Raw genomic sequence first — 23,168 nt, 5'->3', positions numbered from 1 at the left:
CCTTGAGGGAGAAGGTTGGGATGACGACTTGCATGGATGCAGGAGGTAGAGCAATGCAGGAGCAATTGCCGAGGGGATATAAATGGTTGTTTTTAATCTCCTCACCCCAACCCTCTCCAGCAGGAGAGGGAGCCAAGCTGCTTTGTAACTCATTGTATTTATAATGCAAAAAAAGTTGTGTAGATAGCTATACCCACTAGAGAGGGATGTTGGGCTTTCGCGCTGCATAGTTACAATTTTTCTTCGTGCTCTTCGTGTCTTCGTGGTTTTATGCCTTATGCAGCAAAAAACCGTTTCATCACCCTGATCATGTAATCGTGATCCAGCACCCCGGCGCTTTCCCTGAGGCTGTGCATCGCCCACATCGGGTTGCCGACATCGATTGAGCGGATGCCCAGTTTTGCGGAGGTAATCGGTCCGATGGTGCTGCCGCAGGGCAGATCGCAGCGATGCGAATAGGTCTGGTACGGCACTCCGGCCTGTTCGCACCAGTCTACAAACATCGCCGCCGAGACGCTTTCCGAGCTGTAGTTGTGATTGGCGTTGACTTTGATCACCGGGCCTTTGTTGACGATGACTTTATGGCCGGGGTCGTAAGCATTGGGAAAATTAGGCTGATAGGCATGCGCCATGTCCGCGCTGATCATGAAGCTTTTCGCCAGCGCCCTGGCATAATCCTCGCCGTCGGTGGCGGTCGCCAAAGCGATGCGCCCAAGCACGTCGGGCAGAAAACTGCCGTCAGCGCCTTTGTTGCTTTGACTGCCGATTTCTTCATGGTCGAACAACGCGCACACTCGCGTGGCATCCATGCCGTCGGCATTCAACAAAGCCTGTAATGCGGCATGACACGAAGCCAAATTATCCAGCTGGCTGTCCGCATAAAACTCGCTTTCCGCTCCCCAAAAAGCGCCTTTCTGCGTGTCGTACACGGCCAAATCCCAGGACAAAATACGCTCAGCGGCTATGCCTGATTGCTGTTGCAGCAACGCGGAAAAATAGGCAGGCGGCAGTTGTTCTTCAGTTGAAGTCGCCAGGATCAACGGCAATTCGGTCTGCTTTTGCAGTTTCAGGCCTTCTTCGTTAACCGCCCTGTTCATGTGTATTGCCAGATTAGGCAAACGCAGCAGCGGCTGATCGAATTTGACCGGCATGCTGGCGATCTGATCCTGATCGTTTTTATAAGCGATTCTTCCTGCAAGGCTCAAATCCCTGTCGGTAAAGGTCGCCAGTATCGGGCCTCCGTAAACCTCGACACCCAGCCTTACCAAACCGTCCGCGCCGCTGGCCGCATTCGGCTTGATTCTCAAGCCGGGAGAATCGGTATGTGCGCCGATAATTTTAAACCCGGTTTCAGCCAGCGGTTTTTGCCCCTGTACAAACAGGACGATAGACGAATCGTCGCGCACCACGTAATAACGCCCGCCCGGCTGCAATGTCCACTTGGCGGTTTCGTCGAGACGTTGCCACGGCGGTGTTTGTGTCGCAAGCTGAGCTTCAATGGTTTTTACGACATGCCAGGGACTGGGACTGGCATCGATAAAATCCAGTAAGTTTTGGACCAGCTCCTTACCACTCATGATCTTTCTTTCAAATCTAATGCCGCTGAATTAATGCAATAGCGCAGTCCTGTCGGTTGCGGGCCGTCCTCGAAAACATGGCCTAAATGCGCATCGCAGGACTTGCAGGTCACTTCAACCCTGCGCATGCCGTGACTGACGTCAGCATGTTCCGCCACGCTCTGTTCAGACAACACATCCCAAAAACTCGGCCAGCCGGAGCCTGAATCGTACTTGGTCGCCGAATCGAACAACGGATTGCCGCAGCAAATGCAATGATAAATGCCGTCCTTTTTACAGTCGGCGTATTTGCCGGTAAAAGGCGGCTCGGTGGCTTTCAAACGGCAAATGTTAAATTGCTCGGGGGTTAATTTCTGTTGCCATTGTTCATCTTTGTCTGTCATATTTTCACTCCATAACAACCGTTTATAATGCTTGGTATTGTACGCGTTCAAAGCCGCATAGCCAAAAGACTGCACGTCGAAATCGATATGAAAAAAAACATCGATTAGTTATGATTTTTGCCTATGATACAATGCAATAGTTAAGAAATTTAATAAGTGATCAACTATGACAGAACAAATGACTAGCGGGATCGAATTAATGTTTACCGGGATGGGCATCGTATTCCTGTTCTTGATCATGCTGGTAATCGCTATAAACATCATGTCTGCACTGGTGCAACGCTATTTCCCGGACATACCGGCATCAAAAACGGTTCCCGGCATTACCGCCGACATTGATAAAAGCGTTGTTGCCGCAATAACTGCCGCCGTACACCAGTACCGCAAGAAGCATAACTAACGACACCCAATTAATGACCGCTGGGTCAATGACTAAAAATTTACAAAGGTTTCAGGAGAAACAACAAGCATGGCCACCGTTAAAAAGCAGCCCTTAGGTATCACCGAAGTCGTTCTGCGTGATGCTCATCAATCCATTTTGGCAACCCGGTTGCGCATCGAAGACATGCTGCCGATTTGCGAAAAGCTCGACAAGATCGGTTATTGGTCTATTGAGTCCTGGGGCGGCGCGACCTTTGATGCCTGTATCCGCTATCTGGGCGAAGATCCCTGGGAAAGACTGCGCCTGTTGAAAGCCGCCATGCCTAACACGCCCCAGCAAATGCTGTTTCGCGGCCAGAACATCCTGGGCTACCGGCATTATGCCGATGACGTAGTGGATAAGTTTGTCGAGCGTTGCGCGATCAACGGTATCGATGTGTTCCGCGTCTTTGATGCGATGAACGACATGCGCAACATCGAGCACGCCATCAAAGCCGTACTCCGCACCGATGCGCATGCGCAAGGCACCATCTCCTACACCACCAGCCCCGTACACACCATGGATTTATGGGTGGATCTCGGCAAACAGATTGAAGATATGGGCGCGCATTCCATTTGCATCAAAGACATGGCCGGATTGCTCAAGCCTTACGATGCCTTTGAACTGGTCAAACGCCTGAAAAAAAGCACCAAAATCCCGATTCATCTGCATTGCCATGCAACCACCGGTTTGAGTGTCGGCACGCTGATCAAGGCCGCCGAAGCCGGCGTGGACAATGTCGACACCGCGATTTCATCGCTGAGCATGACTTACGGGCACAGTCCCACCGAAACCATCGTCGCCAGCCTGGAAGGCACTGAGCGCGATACCAAACTGGATCTGGTTGAACTGGAACACATCGCCACCTATTTCAGGGACATACGCAAAAAATATGCGCAATACGAAGGCAGCTTAAAAGGCGTCGATAGCCGCATCCTGATTTCCCAAGTGCCGGGCGGCATGCTGACCAATATGGAAAGCCAGCTGAAAGAACAAGGCGCCGCCGACAAGTTCGATGAAGTCATGCTGGAAATCCCCCGTGTCCGCGAAGACTTGGGTTTTATTCCGCTGGTCACGCCGACCTCACAAATCGTCGGCACCCAAGCCGTGATCAACGTGATGACCGGCGAGCGCTACAAAAACATCACTAAAGAAACCGCCGGTGTTTTAAAAGGCGAATACGGCGCAACGCCCGCGCCGGTCAACAAAGCCCTGCAAGACAAAGTGCTGAACGGCACACCAGCGATTACCTGTCGCCCGGCCGATCTGATCGCGCCGGAAATGGACAAGCTGATTGCCGAAGTACGGGAAAAAGCCCAAGCCGAAGGCGTGACGCTCGCCGCCAACATCGAAGAAGATGCTTTGATCAACGGTTTGTTTGCGCAAGTCGGCTGGAAGTTTCTGGCTAACCGGGGCAACCCGGCCGCCTTTGAAGCGGCCCCCGATGCGCAAGCCTTTGCCGCCAACAACACAGCTCAGGCAAAATCGGTCACTGCCGACAGCGCACCCATCCAGCCGCAAACGGAAACCTATACCGTCAACGTCGATGGCAGAAATTTCAGCGTCATCGTCGGCGCCAACAACGCCGCCTTGACGATTCAGCCCGCCGCCAGCATAACCCATGCCGCGCTAATCGCCAGCAGCGGTGCCGTGGTTGAATCGCCAATGGCCGGTAATATTCTGAAAGTTCTTGTCGATGTAGGCAGCATCGTTGCCGAAGGCGATGTCGTAGTCGTCATGGAAGCCATGAAAATGGAGACCGAAGTACGTTCCAAAACGGCCGGTATTGTCAGTACTATCAATATCAAAGAAGGAAGCGCCGTTGCCGGTGGCGATGTGTTGATTTTTTTATAATCGAGATAAAAAGCGATAAACCATCGAAAAAATCTTCTTGAACGTACCCTGCTTTATTCATTCAGCATTGGACTAGCTCATCGCTTTTTTCGTGTTCTTTGTGCGCTAAGTGGTTTAAAAAATTTAAAATAGAAGGGTCATCCCATGGAAAATCTCATTTCACTCTGGCACAGCACCGGTATTTACAACTTTACCGGTGGTCAGGCCTTTATGATGCTGGTCGGCTTTTTGCTGCTGTTCCTGGCTATCAAAAAAGGCTTCGAACCCTTGCTGTTATTGCCGATAGGCTTTGGCGCCATCCTCAGCAATATCCCGGTTGCCGGTATCGCCGAGGAAGGCGGTATTTTGTACTACCTGTATTACGGCATTAAAACCGGCCTGTTTCCGTTGCTGATATTTATGGGCGTAGGCGCAATGACCGATTTCGGTCCGATGTTGGCTAACCCTAAAACATTGCTGCTGGGCGCTGCGGCGCAGTTCGGTATTTTTGCCTCACTGCTGGGAGCGCTGGCGCTCAACGCCATACCGGGACTGGAGTTTACTTTAAAAGATGCCGCCGCAATCGGCATTATCGGCGGTGCCGACGGCCCGACCGCTATTTATGTGGCCTCAAAACTGTCGCCCGACTTGTTGGGTGCCATTGCGGTTGCGGCTTACTCCTACATGGCTCTGGTACCGCTGATACAGCCGCCGATCATGCGCGCCTTAACCACCGAAGATGAACGCAAAATCGAAATGCAACAGCTGCGCGTCGTGGGCAAGACCGAAAAAATCGTCTTCCCGTTAATGCTGCTGGTTATTTGCACCTTGTTGTTACCGTCAGCCGCGCCCTTAATCGGCATGTTCGCATTGGGTAATCTGATGAACGCCTGCGGCGTGGTCGAACGCTTGAGTCAAACCGCACAAAACGAACTGATCAACATCGTCACTATTTTCCTGGGTTTAGCGGTAGGTTCAAAGCTCAGCGCCGAAGCCTTTTTGCAGGTCAAAACGCTGGGTATCCTGGCTTTGGGGGCGATTGCCTTCAGCATCGGCACGGCGGCCGGCGTGATCATGGCGAAAATCATGAATAAATTCAGCAGTACCCCGATTAACCCCCTGATCGGCGCAGCCGGTGTTTCCGCAGTACCGATGGCGGCACGAGTAGTTAACAAACTCGGATTGGAGAGCAACCCGCATAACTTCCTGCTGATGCATGCCATGGGGCCTAATGTTGCCGGGGTGATTGGATCTGCGGTAGCGGCGGGAGTTTTATTGAGTTTGGTTAAATAATCTTGCCAATAGAGACAGGCGACCAACCCCGGTCGCCTCGTCGTTGTTAAATGCCTGAAAGACTGACTTGACCTAAGCCGCTTCCATCTTCCGCTTTCCATCCCAAAAGGATGATTTTTTTACGGCATCGACTGCATGCTCAAAACCCTGTTCTGCTCCGGATTTTAGCTGGTCAATCAATCGTTTCATTAATGCGCCTGCATTGACGCCAAGCTCCTTTCGAATAACGGGCAACGCTCCTATTTTCTGCATAGCGGGATCCGCCAACCACACTTGAAAAATCACCCGACTCTGCGTCGGTAGCGCCTGCGCAACTTCAACAACCTTGTCGTAGCACAGTTTGCCTGGATAGATGATTTTTTGCTCGACCAGATCCTGACCGTTTTTTACATTGTTGTCGATCAATCCAACCACTTCATTGACCGCTAGCCTGCCCGGCTCGACAAGCCATTTTTCAAAATACCTTATCGCTTGATCAGGGCATTGATGGACTCTATTTGAAGTCGTTTGAATATTTTCGTGAATCAGCATTTTTTTCTTGCTGATGAGGTCCTTGGCTTCACAGACAATGTCCTGAATGACCTCAATCTGCTGTTGAATTTGCGCTAAAGCAGGGTTGATTATTTTTTCGTCAATTCCGTTTTTGATTTGATCCCTGCATTGATGAATTGTAAATACCGTTTTTTTCAACAACGATTGTTGAGCGTATATCAATTTCGATTCTAATTCATGAATCTTTAAATCGCGCTCCGTTAAAGATTTTTTCAGCAGAACAATAGTTTTCTTATTTGTTTTCAGCTGCTCGGAAAGCTTAGCCACCTCCGCTTCCAGCTGAGTTAATTTAGCCAGCTTGCCTGTTTTGGTGCTGTTATCAGATTTCATACCCGTCCCCCTCTTATGTAATTGTTTATTATTATTTTTTGCCGATAAAGGCAGGATCATTCATAACAAACAAGGGGCTTAAAGTCAATAAAATCAATCGAAAATGCTTAAGGCGACTTTTTCTGCAGAGGCGTTTTTTACATCCGCCGTCATCGCATAACACAGCGGGACGAACCGAAACAACGCCCGCAGGTTATTGCGTTCCCGCCTCTATCTTTTGACGCTGTTGCTCCGCAGCATCCTGAACCTGTTGCTCAACCTGCTTGGCTTGCTCCAAAGTTTCCAGCTGAGTTTTTAACAGCCCTGTTTCGGCGGCTTTAACCTGCTTATCGTCTTTATCGCAACCGGAGATTGAAACCAGCACCAGGATCGCCGCCACGCTAATTAATAATTTCATCTATATTTCCATTCTGCGGTTCAAATTCAGGGCAATTGACTCATTTCCGAGACCTTACCGTAATCAACGCCAACGCTGATGATAAAACTGCTGGCCTCTTCGATATTCATGGCTGATTTAATTATCTTCGATTTATCGACAATCACCGTATAACCGGAAGTCGGGTTAGGCGATGTAGGGATAAACAACACGTATTTATCTTCGTGCCGGTTCGTAACATAAGCGGTCATCCACATGTTATCTTTTGGATACTCGACATAAACCACTTCCTTAGCGATAGTCCGGTCATGGGATGAAAACATATTGATCACTTTTTTAAGCACCCGGTAAAGCGTATTGATCAATGGGATTCGCTCAATAACATGATCAAACGCGCCAATAACCCAGGAACGGCCTTCCTGGACTAATTTTCGACCGATGTAGACCAGGATAAAAAAACTGACCGCGAAAACCAGAATCGTATAGAGATAATTATCCGCATAGCCGTAAACCATTTGAAACAAATCGGAAACCCGGTCTTTTACAAAAATCATGATTTGTAAAATAACCACAATGGGAATCACCGCAAGAACACCGATCAGGAAATAATTCAACAGCCTTTTAATTAACTCTTTCATTTTTCTCTCCAGTTTTATAAGGATTTCGCTATTAACAGGATGCCGGACGCAAACAAAAACATTGCAAAAATCTTGCTGTATTTTTCATTATCGATCCCGTTATAAAGCATTTCTTCAGTCAATAAAAACATCACCACAGCAACCTGAATAAAGCTGATCTTGTCTGCAAATGACACCGTAAACTCACTGCCGATAAACAACAACGTTGCCAACTGACATAAGGCAACCGTCGCATAGCTGGCCGCAGCGGTCACTCGTGTTTTGTTTTTGGGATAGTGCTTGCTGTAAATTATCACGGTCAACATCGAACCGCCCAAGTTGCTCATCCCATGAACCAGGCCCATTGCCATCAGGTAAATTCTTTCATACTTGACGACGGATTGTAGTGCCCTATCAATAACCGTTGAAAAGTTTTTTAACGCGACAAAAATCAGTAACGGGCCAATGACCAGGCTGATATTGATTTTGACCGTAGTGACCACCACTAAAAACAGCACCACCAATGGAATGCTGTAAATCAGTACATTTTTATAAAACCCGGTATCAACATCTTCATAATGCCTTAGAAATTGTAAAGCGCTTATGGCAATGGAAACCGGCAGCAACACACCCAGTGCATCGACAAAATCATAACCGAGCAAAAGCAACAGGGGCGTGCCAAATAACAACACGCCTACCCCAAAAATAGACTGAATAACGGATGTTGCAACAACTGTAAGTAAAATATCGACCGGCATTATGTTCCTCTTAGATTGATGTTATTCCAGCCCGTCATTATACCCGAGGCCGAAACTAAGCGAATTGATGATTCCCGATTTCCGTTAGGGCAAAGCATCACCCTTTCTCCTTTTACCGCATTAGCGTTTGCCTGATTTGCCGTGCTCGCGCTTTTCAAGAAACCGTAAAATGGCAAAAGTAAGCCAGCCGACAACCACCAATCCAATGGTAAAAATACTGTAAGAGACGGGCCAGGCAATTCCTTGCGTCATCATTGAGAATTCGGACATACCGCCAATACCGGCCAATACATTGAGCGGCATAAACACAACGCTAACGACGGTCAATCGCTTGACGACCTTATTCTGGTTGATATTGATGAAACCCACGGAAGCATCCATCAGAAAGTTGATCTTGTCGAAAAGAAATGCCGTGTGGCCGTCCAGCGATTCAATATCGCGCAGGATCTGTTGGGAATCCTCCAGTTGGTTTTTTGCAAGAATCTTGCTGCGCATCAGAAACGAAACCGCGCGACGCGTATCCATCACGTTCCTGCGGATCCGGCCATTCAGATCCTCTTCATTGGCAATATTAATCAATATCTTAGCGGCGTCCTCATCGCTAATCTGCTTACTAAGCACCTGATTGCCAACCACTTCCAAAGCAAGATAAACCTCCTCCAGTGCGTCAGCCGAATACTCGGCATTGGCGGCGTAAAGATCCAGCAACATGTCCCTTGAGTCGGAAACATAATTGGGTTGGCTAAGCGCGCGTAAACGCTGAAGCCGGAAGATCGGCAACTCTTCTTTACGAATCGAGAACAAAATATCCCGATACAGGATAAAAGCGACGGCGACGTTGCGTGACACGTCATCCTTGTCCAGCAGGAAATCCGAATGCAAGTGAATTTCACCGTTTTCTTCCACATAAAACCGGGCGCTTGATTCCAGGTCGCTCAATTTATCCGGGTCAGGAATCTCTATGCCGAAAATATCGCCAACCCATATTCGATCCTCAAACGTCGGCGCAACCAGATCTATCCAGATAGGCTTGGCCTCAAGCAAATCCTGGGGCGTATTAATCGAAATCTCGTGCAGGCGGCCTTCGTGCAAATTAAACGCTTTGACTCTGGATTTTTCAGTCTTGTAGTCTTGTTTGCCCAGAATTTGCAGCACGGAAATCGGAGCTTCCAGCAAAATGGGTTGCTTATGGTCATCATCCAGATGTTCCCAGATCAGCAATTGATCTTCCGGCGGCAATTCTTCCAGAATATGGGCGATTTCCGAAGGCGGCAAATGATTAAGTATCTGCTGCAATTGCGCCATGTTCTCTTTGCGAACCAGCGCTTCCACCAAGCCATGATGCGGCATGTCCTGTTTATGCACCAAGTCTGCGATAAGCTTGTGCTTTTGCAAAAGATCAAGCACAGCTTGATGGCTATTGTAATATTTGGCGGCTGGTTCTTTTTGCATGTCAGAATAATGGCTTAGCGCAGTAGGTGGGCTGACGATAAGAATCAGGGCAATTGAAATCAAGGTAATTCTATCAAAGCGCTGTGATTTGTCGCGGTTTTTATGCCCGGTAATACAAGCCCCTGCAAATTACGCCTTACCGCGTTTCTTTATGCGTTTTACAAAGACTCCGCCAGCCGGATAAGTTCAGTCGTTTGTTGTCGTATTTGCTCGGGCACCTGCTGATCCAATTGCTTTAACCAACGCTCCGGAATCTGTCCAACGCCGTATTTTGCGCCTGCCAGCATACCGACCAACGCGCCGGTGGTATCGGCATCGCCGCCCTGGTTAATGGTGGCAATCAGGCAGGCTTCAAAACTGTCCGTGCTGAAAAAATAATGCAAAACCGTCTGCACGGTATCGACAATATAGCCCGAGGCTTTGCCCGGATAAGGGCTGTAAGCGAATTCGCCATGTTGACCGATCAACCGTTCGGCTTCCTGTTTGCAAGCGTCCGTATCCAGCCCGTTAATCAAATGGTTGACGATCCGTCCCAGCGTTAAGGTGGCCGCATTGGACAACGGGTGGTTATGGGTAATATGACTTTGTTGCAAACTCCATTCGCTGAAACAGTCCGGCCGGTTTAAGGTCGCCAGCACAACCGGCAGGTTGCGCATGCATGCGCCGTTTCCCGCATCGCCATCGCGAGGCAAACCGTATAGTTCGCCGCTATCCCGATAGCGCATGATGCCGCGCCGGCAGGTATCGCCTATATCCGGCGGACCGCTTTCCAGCCAGACGACAAAATTATCGGCGACGGCCTGAATGTTCCAGCCCTGGTGATCGATAATGGCCTGTCCTAGTGCAAGCGACATTTGCGTGTCGTCGGTGACTTGGCCCACTTCCAGGCCCAGCCAACCGCCACCGATAATATCCCGATGCACGCCGTAGCGTTTCTGGATTTGTTTCGGCGACATAAACTCGACCGTCGCCCCGAGCGCATCGCCGCAGGCAAAGCCCAAATAGGCTCCCAACGCCCTGTTCAATAGTTGCTCTGTCGACATCTTTCTCCCCCTTAACGCTGCACTTTGACCCGATAATCGCCGCCAATCACCAAGTATTCTGCTTCGCCGTGCAAGGCATGATGCGGCAACAGTTCATTAAAAAAAATCAGTTTAACCATCGGCACTTCAACTTCCAGAATATACGCACCGAATTCGCTGGCAATGCTACGGCGGTCGGTAAAGGAAACAATATTATTGAATCGCACGATTTTATGGGTTTTATCCTCATCCAGAACCAGCCAATCATCGTCCAGTGAATTGACGCCGCGATAAAGGGTTTTATGCGTCGCCGCCGGAAACTGAAAACGTTCGATAACCCACTGGCAATATTCGTAAAGAAGATCCAGCTGCATGTAAATGCAGTTGTTGTGATAACGACTGTTCATCTTTTCTTCGATATACATGATCCAGTCCTTGCTGATGAAACTGGCTATCTGCTGTTTATGATAAGTAGGAAACAGCCCGAAGCGGCTTTCGACCCAGCCTTTAAAAACCGCGCCCTGGGCATTGTTCGAATCCAGCCCCCAATCCTGGATTAACCTGAGGTAACTGTTACGGTAACGTCTCCTTCCCGAATGATCGTTGCATAATCGTTGTTCCGTTTCAAAGCCGAAAACAATACACATATAGTCTTGAAATATCCGGCCGCAGTCATCGCGTGTCGGCTGCCTGAGCAATTGCTCAAACAAGCCTGAAGCCGATTCGCGGGTGCCTGCAATATGCAAGGGTTTGGGATTTTCGTTAAAGGCATGGCTGGCCATGCAAGCCGTCGCCAAACCGATTAAGTTGGTGCTGTGACCATGTTGGGAAATATCGGGCATTGGTTGATCAGGAAAGTCTTCAGGCAATGAGTGAATAAAACAATCTTTACATTAAATTGTCCGTTTAGCCAGAGACTGCGTGCCGACATATCCCGAATCGATTTAATACCCACCACCAACAATAACAACACTACTCCGCCCCCCGCCCTGCTTTTCAACTACCACCTTGGCACCAATCCGTTCAACCAAAATAGGCACATGCGAGATAACGCCGACTTTTCTGCCCAAGGCTTGCAGGGTGTCCAGGCTGGCGATGGCTATGTCCAGCGTTTCCGGGTCCAGGCTGCCGAAGCCTTCGTCGATAAACAGCGATTCAACCTGGGTTTTGTTGGATGACAAGGACGCCAAACCCAAGGCCAACGCCAGCGACACCAGAAAGCTTTCGCCGCCGGACAGGCTGTGTACGCTGCGCACGTCGTCGGCCATGTCGCGGTCTATAATTTGCAGCTCCAGATCGCTGCCCGGTACGCGCTGCAGGGCATAGCGTTTGGCGAAGTCTTCAAGATGCTGATTGCTGTGCGCCAGCAATGCTTCCAAAGTCAGGCTTTGGGCGAAAGTACGAAACTTTGCGCCGTTTCTCGAACCGATGGTGTCATTAAGGCTTTCCCATTGCACCCAACGGTCTTGTTGGCTGTCCAGCTCTGCTTTCAAGGCACGCCCGGCTGCAATTTTTTTATCGTCTTCCCGCAGCAGTATGACCTGCTCTTCTTTTTGGGTATGGGTGGCCTGTCTTTGCTGCTGTAATTCGGCCGACAGTTTATGGGCGTCTTCTTCGGGTATTTCGACAGGATGGCTTTGTTGTTTCAAACAATCGTCGGCTTTAACTTTTAACAAGGCCGCAGACTCTTGCAGGCCTCGCTCCAGAGTCGCCATTTGGGTTTTCCATATGGCCAGCCAGTGCTCGTCTTTTTCCAGCAACCGGCTTAACTGCTCAAGATCGATAGCTTGCTTTTCCAGCGACTGGTTCAGCGCGCTTAGGGCTTTTTCCAGGTTGTCGTAGCGTCTGCCGGTCTCGGTTTGCCAATGCTGCTGATTCTGTTTATGGGTCGCCAGCGCCGTTTCCGCCTGACTGACGGTATGACCGGCCTGCTGGTGAGCAGTTCTTGCAGTCTGTACGTTTTGGTTAACGGTTTGCTCATAACTGTCGGCGGTAACCCTTGGCAACACCGCGTCGCGTTCGACTGACAGTTTTTGCTGTTCTTCGGTTTGTGTCTTCAACTCTGCCTGTTTAAGCCGGTGTTGTTGCTGACATTGTTTCAGTGCCTGCTCGGCGAGCTTTTCATCATGGTTGATTTTTTCCAAGGCTTTGGCAGCGGTTTCAATCTGCTGTTCGGTACCCTGGAATTGCTGCGCTTTTACGGCGCAATCTTGCCTGAATGCTGCGGTGGAATCCTGCAAACGAGATGGCCAGTTTTCCAACTGCCGGAACGGTGTCGCCAACAAATCGACAATCGCTTGCAGTTGTTGTTCCTGCTCCTGAATTCCGGCTGTGACATATTCTAGGTCGGCTTTATTTTTGGCGTACTGCTTATCCATCGTGGCGTATTCTGCAGACAGTTTTTCCTTATTCCGCTGATTCGCATCGAATAAATCCTGTGCCGCTTTAAGCTGTCTTTGTAATTCGAGAGCCGCTTTTTCCTGTTGCTTGGTTAGCTCCAACGCAGAATTGATTTGCTCGTTTTGAATTTTAAGTGCAGGCAAAAGCTGAATATCGGTGATGGAAAAATCAGGCGACTGCCAAGGATGGTGGAAGTGTCGCAATCGGTCGGGAACCGATGCGACCTTATTGTGCATAGCTAATACGGCCCAATCATTGCCGCATTGAGCCAGCTTGGTCTGCGCCTCGGCCAGCTTTTCGGCCAGCGCTGTTTTTTGCTCTTGCCCTTGGCTGATGCTTTTGGTCAATTCGACGATAGCTTTAATCAGTGTTTCATTCAGATTTTCCAGCTCCCCGACTCGAGCTGACTGCGCTACCGCATGTTCATTGCCTATGCAGACCTGATCTTTCCAGGGATGCTCAAGCGCTCCGCAAACCGGACAGGGCTGATCCTTCTGCAACAAGGAACGGAACTGTTCGGCGTTTTTATGCGTTGTCGCCTGTATCAGATCCAAGGCTTTTTTTGCCTCGCTCAGAGCAACACTATTAGTCATCTGTTGCTGGTTTAATGTTTGCAGTTGTAACGCGCCTTCATTAATCGTCTGCTCGGTAGCTTCCAGTTTGGTCGCATCCTGCTTGATAGCCTGTTGCAGCTCCTGTGCATTATTCGCCAGACTCAGTGCTTGGGCGACCTGTCCGCGCTTGATTTCAAGTTCATCTTTTATTTGATGCAGGTCTTCGAGAGATTGCTTACTGTCCTGTGTTTTCAGTTGCGCCAGCGCCTGTTGATGCAGTTCCAGTTTTTTGTGACTATCCTCAATCGCAAGCTTTAGCTCTGCCAGACTGCGCTCATCCTTGGCCACCGCCAGCCTTAACTGCTCCGCTTTAAGTGCGTCATCTGTTTTCCGGGCGTTCAAGGTTTGATAGCGTTCCAGCTCGGCATCCCATCGGCTCCATTCGGCAGCAACAGGCTTAATTGCCTGATTTTGTTCCAGCCAGAGATTAAGCTGTTGCAGTGCGGCAGTTTGTTCGGCCTGCCTCCTCAATAAGGTTTGATATTCTTTTTCGGCACCGTCCAACGCTTGAAGCAATTGATTTTCTTCTACGGACAACGTGCCGACAGCTTTCCGGATAACATCGATACGGGTATCCAAGGCCCGCACTTTAATTAATACCGGTTGCGCCTGCTGTTGTTGCTGTTCGGCTTCGGCTAATGCACCTGCCAGAGTGCTAAGCTGTTTCTTTGCCGTTTGCAGTTTTATATCAGCGGCGACTTGCTGATCGACGCTGTCTTTGAGTTTTTGTTGGGCATCAAGGTGCTCGGCATTTGCCGTTTGGTACTGAGCTAACAGAGGCCTTAAAGGCTGCGCGGCTTCGACTTTTTGCATGAGTTGCCGCTCGACTTCTGCCGCATCCCATGCCTGTTGACTACCTGCAAAATTGTCACGGGCAACTCGCTCGGCTTCTTGCAGTTTTTTCAGTTCGGCATACCAATCGATGATTTTTTGGTTGCTTGCGATTTGTTGATCCAGATCGGCCAACTGGCTGGTGAATTGATCCCGTTGCTGTTCCAGCAGTTGCCGGGCTTCTTCATCCAGCGGGATTTGATCCTGCATTCGGCTTGTAATCAGGTTTAGCGCGTCTTTTTCCTGCCTGGCCCGATCGAATGCGGCGATGGACAGTTCGGAATAAAGTTCGGTGCCGGTGATGCGCTCCAGCAAACTGGAACGCTCGTCTTTTTTGGCTTTTAAAAACGCGGCAAAATCGCCCTGAGCCAATAACACCGAACGACGGAACTGGTCGAAATTAAGATCGATCAGTTCGCAGATCTTCTCCAGCGTGTTTTTCTTGCCCTGACCGATGCGCTGGCCGTCGTCAATTTTACTTAACGTGATTTCTTGCGCCTGCAAGCGCCCGTCCGCTTTGCCTCTAGCTTTGCTGACTTCCCAGCGCGCGCGGTAGTGGTGCTTGTCCTTGCCGATAAAATCCACTTCGGCGTAAGCGTTGCTGGTGCCCCGGCGTAATATCGAGCGCACGTCAGTACTGACCACGCGCAGGTTTTCATCCTCGTCTTTATGGCCTACCGCAAAACCGTGACCGTCCGGCAGGCGCGGGATTTTGTCATAAAGCGCCAAACACAAGGCGTCCAGGATCGTGCTTTTACCGGCGCCGGTTTGTCCGGTAATAGCGAATAATCCGGCTTGCTCCAGTGGCCCCGAATTCAGCAAAATCTCAAACGGTTCGGCCAAGCTTGCCAGGTTTTTTCCGCGTATCGCTAGAATGCGCATTATTCTGTTCCTTGCAGGCTTTCAACCAATTCGTTAAATAGCGCATTCATGGCTTCGGGCGCGTCCTTGTCATATTTGTTTTGATAGCAGCGCTGGAAAACATCCAGCGGTTGCAATTCCTCCAGGCGTTCTTCGATTTTTAAATCGGCCAGACTTTTTTCGCTGCCGCTGTAAGCGGTGGATATTTTCAATAAGCGCACCGGCAGTTTGGCGATCACTTCTTCAATCTGCTGCCGCAATCCGGGCTCCGGCTTTTCCAGCCTGATACGCAATTCAAGCAGAGGTCTTTGTGCTATCGGCAGATCGTCGAGAGTCAGTTTTTCCAACTGCCCGATCACATCCGACAACACGGCAAAATCTTTGCCGTTGGGAATCCTTAATAATTGGACACTGCGGGGGATTTTAACGGCGACGATTTCAACCGGCTGACCGGCCTTCACATCGACCTGAACAACCTGATGCGAATAATCGGTTTCATCAAACGACAGCGGAATCGGCGAACCGCTGTAGCGAATGCGCTCATTCGAACCGACTTTTTGCGCCAGATGTAAATGGCCTAATGCCACGTAAGCAATATCGTCGGGAAATAATTCGACGGGTAGTGCATGCTGGTTGCCGCCCAGTATTTTGCGCTCGCTTAATTCGGACACTGCGCCGTTGACCATATAACAATGCCCGGTCAGGATCAGGCTTTCGGCATTACTCGCCTTTTGTTGCAGCTGCGCAAACAACTCGGCATACAACGTTTTCATACCGGAGATTAACGGATCGGTGTCTTGCTCGCTTCCGGGTAAATCGGCATTGCGTAAAAACGGCATGGCGCCGCACCAGGCTTTAACCTCGCCCGCCGCATTGGTCAGCGGCACCAATAAGCGATCCCAATCGATATTGCCCTGAGCGTCGCGCGACAAGCCGCCGACCACGGTAACGCCCAGCGCATTGAGTATCGGCGATGGAGCATCCAGCCGTGACGCAGAATCGTGGTTGCCGCCGATTAAAATAATATTCAAATTCGGCAGCCGGGTTCTGGCTTTGACCAGAAAGTCATAAAGCTGAGATTGCGCGGCGGAGGATGGATTTGCCGAATCGAAAATATCACCGGCAACAATCAACGCATCGGCCTGTTTGGTTTGCAATTCATCCAACAACCAGTCCAGAAACTGCTGATGTTCCAGTTGCCTTGATACGCCATGCAGATGATGCCCAAGATGCCAGTCTGCGGTGTGAAATATTCTTAACATTGGTTGCCTGTTTTAAAGGGTTTAATGGTAAGCAATATAACAAAGAAAAGCTGTCTGTAGCGGATCAATCTTTTTAACCGGCAAGATTGCTCCAATGTTCGGGAAGCCTTATCGTGAGAAACCTTGACGATGGCCGGTTATTTAAGCTGCAAAGCAAGCGTTGAACTCCGGCATCAATGTTTTTTGGAGTACAAAACTTGCGTTGTCCGTTCAGACCCAAATCTACAATGCCAGGATATATTTCTTATGCTGGAGCAGATCAAGCTTATGAATAACGGGAAATATTGGATTAACAGCGAAAAGGCAATGGCATTATTGTCTGAGAAGTAACATATAACCATATAGCCTCGAATAAAGCATGTTGTCGGGTAGCTATGAAGATCGGACTGCTATTTATGCCGGACATTTTTCTCTTCGATATGTCGGGTTACGCTACGCTAACCCGACCTACGACTACGACCGATCTTTGATCTTTAGGAAAGCCCCAAAACATCCTGCATGTCATACAAACCACTGTCCTTATCAGCCAACCAAACCGCCGCCCTGACCGCTCCATTGGCAAAGGTCATGCGGCTGGTGGCTTTGTGGGTGATTTCCACGCGCTCGCCGTCATCGGCAAACATGACGGTGTGCTCGCCGACAATATCCCCGGCTCTAATGGTTGAAAAACCGATGGTTTTTCTGTCCCGCTCGCCGGTATTGCCTTCCCTGCCGTAAATCGCGCAGTCTTTTAAATCCCGGCCTAAGGCATCGGCTATCACTTCGCCCATGCGCAATGCGGTGCCGGACGGCGCATCGACTTTATGCCGGTGATGGGCTTCGATCACTTCAATATCGGTGTAATCGCCCATGACTTTGGCGGTCATCTCCAGCAATTTAAGCGACAGGTTGACGCCGACGCTCATGTTGGGCGCCATCACGATCGCTACGTCTTTAGCCGCCTCAGAAATAAGGGCTTTTTGCGCATCGCTGTAACCGGTGGTGCCGATGACCAGCTTTTTTCCGGCCTGCCGACAGGTCTCGATAAAGGCCATTGAGGCATCGGGGCGGGTAAAATCGATCAATACGTCGAATTGATCGACAACGGACGCCAAGTCATCGACGACTTTAACGCCGACCACGCTGATACCGGCCAATTCACCCGCGTCGCGGCCTATGGCGAGACTTTCGGGACGGGAGACGGCAACGGCCAATTCGGCCTTTTTATCCAGCGCCGCCGCTTTAATCAAGCAAAGGCCCATGCGGCCGGACGCACCTACTACAGCAATACGCATCATGACTTATCCTGTTAGTTTATCGAAAAAGCTTTTTACGCCGTCAGTCCATGAAGACTCTTGCGGACTGTGGTGTTTACCGCCGCCGGATAGGGATTCGCTGAGCTGCTCAACCAAGGCTTTTTGTTCTTTGGTCAGATGCACGGGTGTTTCAACCTGCACTTTACACAGTAAATCGCCAACCGGACCGCCTCTGACCGGCTTGACGCCTTTTCCGCGCAGCCTGAATAATTTTCCGGTTTGCGTTTCGGCAGGGATTTTCAACAGCACTTTGCCATTCAAGGTCGGCACTTCCAACTCGCCGCCCAAACAGGCGGTAGGAAAACTGATCGGCACTTCGCAATATAAATTCGCGCCGTCGCGGGTAAAAATCTGATGATCTTTTACCTGAACCTGAACGTAAAGATCGCCTGCCGGGCCGCCGAACTCTCCGGCTTCGCCTTCTCCGGCCAGACGTATGCGATCGCCGGTATCGACACCCGCCGGGATTTTTGCCGACAGAGTTTTATTTTCCTGGACTCGCCCCTGACCGTAACACGCGCCGCAAGGGTCTTTGATCTGTTTGCCCGTACCGCGGCAGGTTGGACAGGTTTGTTGAACCGAAAAGAATCCCTGTTGCATCCTGACTTGGCCGTGACCGTGACACGTTGAACAGATAACGGGACTTGAACCTTTTTTGGCGCCGGAACCGCTACACTCGCCGCAGGCGACCAGCACCGGCACGCGGATTTTGGCATCGGTGCCGAATACGGCTTCTTCAAGCGTTAATTCCAGGTTGTAACGCAGGTCCGAGCCGCGCTGAACGTTGCTTCGCTGTTGTTGTCTTCCTCCGCCAAAAATATCGCCGAAAATATCGCTGAAACTTTCAGCTCCGCCGAAACCGCTGGAACGTCCGCCGCCCATCGAAGGATCAATTCCGGCATGGCCGAACTGGTCATAAGCGGAACGCTTTTTAGGATCTGATAACACTTCGTAAGCTTCTTTAATCTGCTTAAACTTGGCCTCAGCTTCCACCGGATTGTCTTTATTCCTATCCGGATGATGCTTCATCGCCTTGCTGCGATAGCTTTTCTTAATTTCTGCATCACTGGCGTTTCTGTCTACACCGAGAAGCTTGTAAAAATCTTCTTTTGCCATGGTTCAATAGTCTATTGTTGGATTTTGGTGATTATCATCTGATTTTGTCCGAGATACTCGTAAAGAGGATAAGAGACAGGTTACTAAACCGCAAAAAGAACACGAAGGGACACGAAGTTTTTTTCTTCGCGAGCTTCGTGTTCTTCGTGGTTTTATGCCTTAAGTTAATGCATAGGGGGTAAGCTACCCCCGACCTACATTTTACTTCTTATCGTCATCTTTAACTTCTTCAAACTCGGCATCGACAACACCGTCATCCGCCGCAGCATGATGCTCTGAAGAAGCATGAGCGCCGGACGCTTCACCTTCAGACGCCGATTTTTGTGCATAAACGCGTTCGGCCAGCTTACCGGACAACTCGGTTAAGTCATTCGTTTTGGCTTCAATTTCCGCTTTATCATCACCTTTAACTGCGGCTTTCAGTGCCTCAATCGCATGCTCAATGCTGGTTTTTTCATCAGCGCCGACTTGATCACCCAATTCTTTCAGTGATTTTTCAGTCGCGTGAATCATGCCGTCCGCATGGTTGCGAGCGTGAACCAATTCTGTCAGTTTACGGTCCTCATCAGCATGTGCTTCGGCATCTTTAATCATGCGTTCAACTTCATCATCCGATAAACCGCTGGAGGCTTTGATAACAATCGATTGTTTTTTGCCGGTCGCCTTGTCTTTGGCCGACACGTTCAAAATACCGTTGGCATCAATGTCGAATGCAACTTCAATTTGCGGAATGCCGCGCGGTGCTGGCGGAATATCGGCCAGATCAAAACGTCCCAGCGATTTATTCGCCGCCGCTTTTTCGCGCTCACCTTGCAATACATGAACTGTCACTGCCGTTTGATTGTCGTCCGCGGTAGAGAACACTTGCGATGCATTGGTCGGGATCGTGGTGTTTTTCTCGATCAGCTTGGTCATGATACCGCCCATTGTCTCGATACCCAGCGATAACGGGATAACATCCAGCAACAACACGTCTTTAACGTCGCCCGCCAAAACACCCGCCTGGATCGCCGCGCCTAAAGCGACCGCTTCGTCAGGGTTAACGTCTTTACGCGGTTCTTTGCCGAAAATGGCTTTTACCATTTCCTGTACTTTCGGCATACGGGTTTGACCGCCTACCAAAATCACGTCATTAATATCCGATGCCTTTAACTTCGCGTCTTTCAGCGCCATTTCGCAAGGGCCTTTAGTGCGGTTAATCAGCTCTTCAACCAGCGATTCCAGTTTGGCGCGGGTCAATTTAACGTTTAAATGCTTGGGACCTGAGGCATCTGCGGTAATGTAAGGCAGATTCACGTCGGTTTGCTGGCTTGAAGACAATTCGATCTTGGCTTTTTCCGCCGCTTCTTTCAAACGCTGCAAGGCCAACGGATCGTTATGAACGTCAACGCCGCTTTCCTTTTTGAATTCTGAGGCCAAAAATTCAATGATTCTTGAGTCGAAATCTTCGCCGCCCAGGAAGGTATCGCCGTTGGTCGATAACACTTCGAACTGATGCTCGCCTTCTATTTCGGCAATTTCAATAATGGAAATATCGAAGGTACCGCCACCCAGGTCATAGACTGCAATTTTGGTGTCGCCTTTAGGCTTATCCATGCCGAAAGCCAATGCTGACGCCGTCGGCTCATTGATAATACGTTTAACTTCAAGTCCGGCAATACGACCGGCGTCTTTGGTCGCTTGGCGTTGCGAGTCGTTAAAATAAGCCGGTACGGTAATGACCGCTTCGGTGACTTCTTCGCCTAAATAGGCTTCGGCGTCTTTTTTCAACTTCATCAAAATACGTGCTGAAATTTCGGGAGCCGCCATTTTTTTGCCATGAACTTCAACCCAGGCATCGCCGTTTTCAGCTTCGACGATTTTATAAGGCACCATTTTGATGTCTTTTTGTACGACATCGTCTTTAAAACGGCGACCGATCAAACGTTTGATCGCAAATACGGTATTTTTTGGGTTAGTAACGGCCTGACGTTTCGCCGATTGACCTACCAACACTTCATCGTCGCTGGTAAAAGCGATAATGGAAGGCGTAGTGCGCGCACCTTCGCTGTTTTCAATTACTCTTGCGACGCCGTTTTCCAATACCGCAACACACGAGTTTGTGGTTCCTAAATCTATGCCGATTATTTTAGCCATTGAATTCTCCAGACCTGAATTTATTTAAAAAAGTAAAAGTTGTTACAAATATGAGGCTGCTTTGTTTAATTTCAAGCCTGTTCATCGATGCTAGGAGTATCTGTCGGCTTTTTTTCGGCTGCTTTGGCAACCAAAACCATGGCGGGACGGAGTAAGCGTCCGTTCAACATATAACCTTTTTGGAAAACGTTAACCACCGTATTCGGCTCTACGCCGTCTACGGCCTGCATGGCCATGGCCTGATGCTGTTCGGCATTAAACGGCTGGCCGATCGGATCAATCGTTTCAATTTTGAATTTTGCAAATACTGATTCGAACTGTTTAATCGTTAATTCGCTGCCTTCACGGAATTTTTTCACTTCCTCGCTATCGCCTGTCGCAGCCTGCAAACCTAACACCAGACTGTCTAATACCGGCAATAATTCTTTCGCAAAGCCTGTCAGCGCAAATTTGTGCGCATCTTCCAGATCTTTTTGCGTTCTTCTTTTCAGGTTTTCCATTTCCGCCTGTGCGCGAACCGCTTTGTCCCAGTTCTCCTGAGCTTTGTGCTCAGCTTGGGCCAAGGCCTGCTGTAACTCCTCAATCGTAAGCTCGTGCTCGGCTAACTCGGTATGCGGCTGTTCATTAGCCGTTCCGTTTTCAGCTTTAACCTGAGATTCAGGCGCTTCCTGATCAGTACTCATTATTTATAGCTCCTTAATATTTAAAATTAATGTGACTCAGCACCCAATACAATAGAACGCCGATGCCAAAAGTAGGCGTTCCATTTTTCAAAACTGCTGAATAGTTGCGTTATTTTATAGTGGGGTCGTTGATTTTGGATTCAAGGCGGCGCCCAACAATTTTGCCGTAACGTCGACAAAAGGAATAATTTTTTCATAGGCCATGCGCGTCGGCCCGATGACGCCCAATACCCCAACCACTTCGTCGCTAACCGAGTACGATGAGGTCACCAGGCTGCAATGATCGAAAGCCCGGTAACCGGACTCTTCGCCGATGAATATCTGCACGCCGTCGGCTTTCATGCATTGATCCAGCAAATGAATAACGCCCTGCTTTTGGCTGAACGCTTCAAACAGGTTTTTTAGCCGTTCCATATCCGACAACTCGGAAAAACCCATTAAATTGGTTTCTCCGGTCAGCACGTAATCATCTTTTTTATTGTCCTGATCGAACGCCAGTTGCGCCATTTTTACCGCATCCAGCATGCCTTGGTTCATGTCGGGCTTTCCTGCCCGACACCCTTCGGGTAAATGCAAATCTGTTCCAGACAGATTTGTCATGCGTTCCTGATCTTCCTGCAATTCTTTTAAAACGGCTTTTCGCACCGCATCAAGACTGCGGCCGGAATAAATTGAATTCAAGTAATTGGCCGCCTGCTGTAACTCGGCGGGACTGAATACTTTGGAGGTATGGATGATTTTGTTATGGACTTCCTGCTCATTGGTAACAAAAATGACCAATACGCGGGTGTGAGATAAAGACAGAAATTCGATATGCCGTAAACAGACCAGCTCTCTTTTGGGCAAGGTCACTACCCCGGCCATTTGCGTTAATTCCGACAGCAGGCGCGAGGCAGCGCCGATCATATCGCTGCTGTCCTCGTTCAACGACAAGCCTTGGTGCAGCCGGGTTAAGTCTTTCGACTCCATCGGCTTAACCGTCAACAAGGTATCGACAAACAAGCGATAGCCGCTAACCGTAGGCACCCGCCCTGCCGAAGTATGCGGTGAATGTACCAGCCCCAGGTCTTCCAGGTCAGCCATGACATTGCGAATAGTGGCCGGACTTAAATTTAAATCCGAATCTTTTGATAAAGCCCGCGAACCCACCGGCTGACCATCACTGATATAACGCTCGACCAGCGTTTTCAATAGCTGTAACGACCGCTCATTTAAAAACTGCGTATTACCCACACCAACCTCTGCAACCAAATTTAGCACTCCATTAAGACGAGTGCCAGCGAGGCAAAGTATCAGCTCATCGGGCTATTGTCAACAAACCTAAAAGCCCGGGTAATGTTTATTCTTCCTCATATA

Annotated in this window: 19 protein-coding genes; 3 read left to right on the top strand and 16 right to left on the bottom strand. The window is 49.5% G+C overall.

The genetic code is table 11. The annotated features are described in order from the left end of the window. Positions 1-275 precede the first annotated feature (275 nt). Both METTU_RS12645 and msrB read right to left on the bottom strand, forming a co-directional pair. Positions 276-1,577 (bottom strand): M18 family aminopeptidase, encoded by a 1,302-nt coding sequence (locus METTU_RS12645; RefSeq protein WP_006892064.1) that lies wholly within the window; start codon positions 1,575-1,577, stop codon positions 276-278. Next, entirely contained in the window at positions 1,574-1,960 is a 387-nt protein-coding gene (gene msrB / locus METTU_RS12640; protein WP_006892063.1) for a peptide-methionine (R)-S-oxide reductase MsrB, read from the bottom strand. Before msrB ends, METTU_RS12645 begins: the two co-directional genes overlap by 4 nt. 166 nt (positions 1,961-2,126) lie before the next feature. On the opposite strand from msrB, the gene METTU_RS12635 reads away from it, so the two are divergent. The 3 genes from METTU_RS12635 to METTU_RS12625 all read left to right on the top strand — a co-directional run bounded on the left by METTU_RS12635 (position 2,127) and on the right by METTU_RS12625 (position 5,507). Next, positions 2,127-2,360, top strand: a complete 234-nt coding sequence (locus METTU_RS12635; protein WP_006892062.1) for an OadG family protein — start codon at positions 2,127-2,129, stop codon at positions 2,358-2,360. A gap of 69 nt (positions 2,361-2,429) precedes the next feature. After that, positions 2,430-4,235, top strand: a complete 1,806-nt coding sequence (gene oadA / locus METTU_RS12630; protein ID WP_006892061.1) for a sodium-extruding oxaloacetate decarboxylase subunit alpha — start codon at positions 2,430-2,432, stop codon at positions 4,233-4,235. 144 nt (positions 4,236-4,379) lie between these two features. After that, positions 4,380-5,507 (top strand): sodium ion-translocating decarboxylase subunit beta, encoded by a 1,128-nt coding sequence (locus METTU_RS12625; RefSeq protein ID WP_006892060.1) that lies wholly within the window; start codon positions 4,380-4,382, stop codon positions 5,505-5,507. A 72-nt stretch (positions 5,508-5,579) separates the two neighbouring features. Here the strand turns inward: METTU_RS12625 and METTU_RS12620 are convergent, their stop codons facing one another. The 14 genes from METTU_RS12620 to hrcA all read right to left on the bottom strand — a co-directional run bounded on the left by METTU_RS12620 (position 5,580) and on the right by hrcA (position 23,045). Next, positions 5,580-6,389, bottom strand: a complete 810-nt coding sequence (locus METTU_RS12620) for a hypothetical protein (protein WP_006892059.1) — start codon at positions 6,387-6,389, stop codon at positions 5,580-5,582. Between the two features lie 193 nt (positions 6,390-6,582). Continuing rightward, on the bottom strand, positions 6,583-6,786 hold the full coding sequence (locus METTU_RS12615; RefSeq protein WP_006892058.1) for a hypothetical protein: 204 nt from the start codon (positions 6,784-6,786) through the stop codon (positions 6,583-6,585). A 26-nt stretch (positions 6,787-6,812) separates the two neighbouring features. Next, positions 6,813-7,403: a DUF502 domain-containing protein gene (locus tag METTU_RS12610; protein WP_006892057.1), complete on the bottom strand. Its 591-nt coding sequence runs from the start codon at positions 7,401-7,403 to the stop codon at positions 6,813-6,815. A gap of 14 nt (positions 7,404-7,417) precedes the next feature. Continuing rightward, complete coding sequence (locus tag METTU_RS12605) at positions 7,418-8,140, bottom strand: TSUP family transporter (protein WP_006892056.1); 723 nt, start codon at positions 8,138-8,140, stop codon at positions 7,418-7,420. Between the two features lie 120 nt (positions 8,141-8,260). Continuing rightward, complete coding sequence (locus tag METTU_RS12600; RefSeq protein WP_006892055.1) at positions 8,261-9,592, bottom strand: magnesium and cobalt transport protein CorA; 1,332 nt, start codon at positions 9,590-9,592, stop codon at positions 8,261-8,263. Positions 9,593-9,750: 158 nt separating this feature from the next. Continuing rightward, the gene (gene draG / locus METTU_RS12595; protein WP_006892053.1) at positions 9,751-10,635 is read right to left on the bottom strand and encodes an ADP-ribosyl-[dinitrogen reductase] hydrolase; all 885 of its coding nucleotides are present in this window, start codon (positions 10,633-10,635) and stop codon (positions 9,751-9,753) included. Between the two features lie 11 nt (positions 10,636-10,646). Further along, on the bottom strand, positions 10,647-11,456 hold the full coding sequence (locus tag METTU_RS12590) for an NAD(+)--dinitrogen-reductase ADP-D-ribosyltransferase (protein WP_006892052.1): 810 nt from the start codon (positions 11,454-11,456) through the stop codon (positions 10,647-10,649). 102 nt (positions 11,457-11,558) lie between these two features. Continuing rightward, a complete protein-coding gene (locus METTU_RS12585; protein ID WP_006892051.1) occupies positions 11,559-15,341 on the bottom strand; it encodes an AAA family ATPase in 3,783 nt (1,260 codons plus the stop codon). Next, positions 15,341-16,582, bottom strand: a complete 1,242-nt coding sequence (locus tag METTU_RS12580) for an exonuclease SbcCD subunit D C-terminal domain-containing protein (protein WP_006892050.1) — start codon at positions 16,580-16,582, stop codon at positions 15,341-15,343. Before METTU_RS12580 ends, METTU_RS12585 begins: the two co-directional genes overlap by 1 nt. Before the next feature lie 473 nt (positions 16,583-17,055). Then, complete coding sequence (dapB, locus tag METTU_RS12575; RefSeq protein WP_006892049.1) at positions 17,056-17,859, bottom strand: 4-hydroxy-tetrahydrodipicolinate reductase; 804 nt, start codon at positions 17,857-17,859, stop codon at positions 17,056-17,058. 3 nt (positions 17,860-17,862) lie between these two features. Continuing rightward, positions 17,863-18,993 carry a molecular chaperone DnaJ gene (gene dnaJ, locus METTU_RS12570; RefSeq protein WP_006892048.1) on the bottom strand — a complete coding sequence of 377 codons (1,131 nt, stop codon included), beginning with the start codon at positions 18,991-18,993 and terminating at the stop codon, positions 17,863-17,865. 201 nt (positions 18,994-19,194) lie between these two features. Then, complete coding sequence (dnaK, locus tag METTU_RS12565) at positions 19,195-21,129, bottom strand: molecular chaperone DnaK (RefSeq protein ID WP_006892047.1); 1,935 nt, start codon at positions 21,127-21,129, stop codon at positions 19,195-19,197. 71 nt (positions 21,130-21,200) lie between these two features. Further along, entirely contained in the window at positions 21,201-21,812 is a 612-nt protein-coding gene (grpE, locus tag METTU_RS12560) for a nucleotide exchange factor GrpE (protein ID WP_006892046.1), read from the bottom strand. 114 nt (positions 21,813-21,926) lie between these two features. Next, positions 21,927-23,045: a heat-inducible transcriptional repressor HrcA gene (gene hrcA / locus METTU_RS12555; protein WP_006892044.1), complete on the bottom strand. Its 1,119-nt coding sequence runs from the start codon at positions 23,043-23,045 to the stop codon at positions 21,927-21,929. Positions 23,046-23,168: the final 123 nt, after the last annotated feature.

This window comes from Methylobacter tundripaludum SV96 (assembly GCF_000190755.2).
In the GTDB taxonomy this organism is placed as follows: Bacteria; Pseudomonadota; Gammaproteobacteria; order Methylococcales; family Methylomonadaceae; genus Methylobacter_A; species Methylobacter_A tundripaludum.
Note: the sequence above shows the minus strand (reverse complement) of the source record. Positions and strands in the feature narration are given on the sequence as shown.

Coding starts and splice junctions, on each gene's coding strand:
- METTU_RS12625 (WP_006892060.1), top strand. CDS start 4,380: ATGGAAAATCTCATTTCACTCTGGCACAGCACCGGTATTTACAACTTT.
- dnaK (WP_006892047.1), bottom strand. CDS start 21,129: ATGGCTAAAATAATCGGCATAGATTTAGGAACCACAAACTCGTGTGTT.
- METTU_RS12600 (WP_006892055.1), bottom strand. CDS start 9,592: ATGCAAAAAGAACCAGCCGCCAAATATTACAATAGCCATCAAGCTGTG.
- METTU_RS12615 (WP_006892058.1), bottom strand. CDS start 6,786: ATGAAATTATTAATTAGCGTGGCGGCGATCCTGGTGCTGGTTTCAATC.
- msrB (WP_006892063.1), bottom strand. CDS start 1,960: ATGACAGACAAAGATGAACAATGGCAACAGAAATTAACCCCCGAGCAA.
- METTU_RS12610 (WP_006892057.1), bottom strand. CDS start 7,403: ATGAAAGAGTTAATTAAAAGGCTGTTGAATTATTTCCTGATCGGTGTT.
- draG (WP_006892053.1), bottom strand. CDS start 10,635: ATGTCGACAGAGCAACTATTGAACAGGGCGTTGGGAGCCTATTTGGGC.
- METTU_RS12590 (WP_006892052.1), bottom strand. CDS start 11,456: ATGCCCGATATTTCCCAACATGGTCACAGCACCAACTTAATCGGTTTG.
- METTU_RS12635 (WP_006892062.1), top strand. CDS start 2,127: ATGACAGAACAAATGACTAGCGGGATCGAATTAATGTTTACCGGGATG.
- METTU_RS12580 (WP_006892050.1), bottom strand. CDS start 16,582: ATGTTAAGAATATTTCACACCGCAGACTGGCATCTTGGGCATCATCTG.
- METTU_RS12585 (WP_006892051.1), bottom strand. CDS start 15,341: ATGCGCATTCTAGCGATACGCGGAAAAAACCTGGCAAGCTTGGCCGAA.
- METTU_RS12645 (WP_006892064.1), bottom strand. CDS start 1,577: ATGAGTGGTAAGGAGCTGGTCCAAAACTTACTGGATTTTATCGATGCC.
- oadA (WP_006892061.1), top strand. CDS start 2,430: ATGGCCACCGTTAAAAAGCAGCCCTTAGGTATCACCGAAGTCGTTCTG.
- METTU_RS12620 (WP_006892059.1), bottom strand. CDS start 6,389: ATGAAATCTGATAACAGCACCAAAACAGGCAAGCTGGCTAAATTAACT.
- grpE (WP_006892046.1), bottom strand. CDS start 21,812: ATGAGTACTGATCAGGAAGCGCCTGAATCTCAGGTTAAAGCTGAAAAC.
- METTU_RS12605 (WP_006892056.1), bottom strand. CDS start 8,140: ATGCCGGTCGATATTTTACTTACAGTTGTTGCAACATCCGTTATTCAG.
- dapB (WP_006892049.1), bottom strand. CDS start 17,859: ATGATGCGTATTGCTGTAGTAGGTGCGTCCGGCCGCATGGGCCTTTGC.
- dnaJ (WP_006892048.1), bottom strand. CDS start 18,993: ATGGCAAAAGAAGATTTTTACAAGCTTCTCGGTGTAGACAGAAACGCC.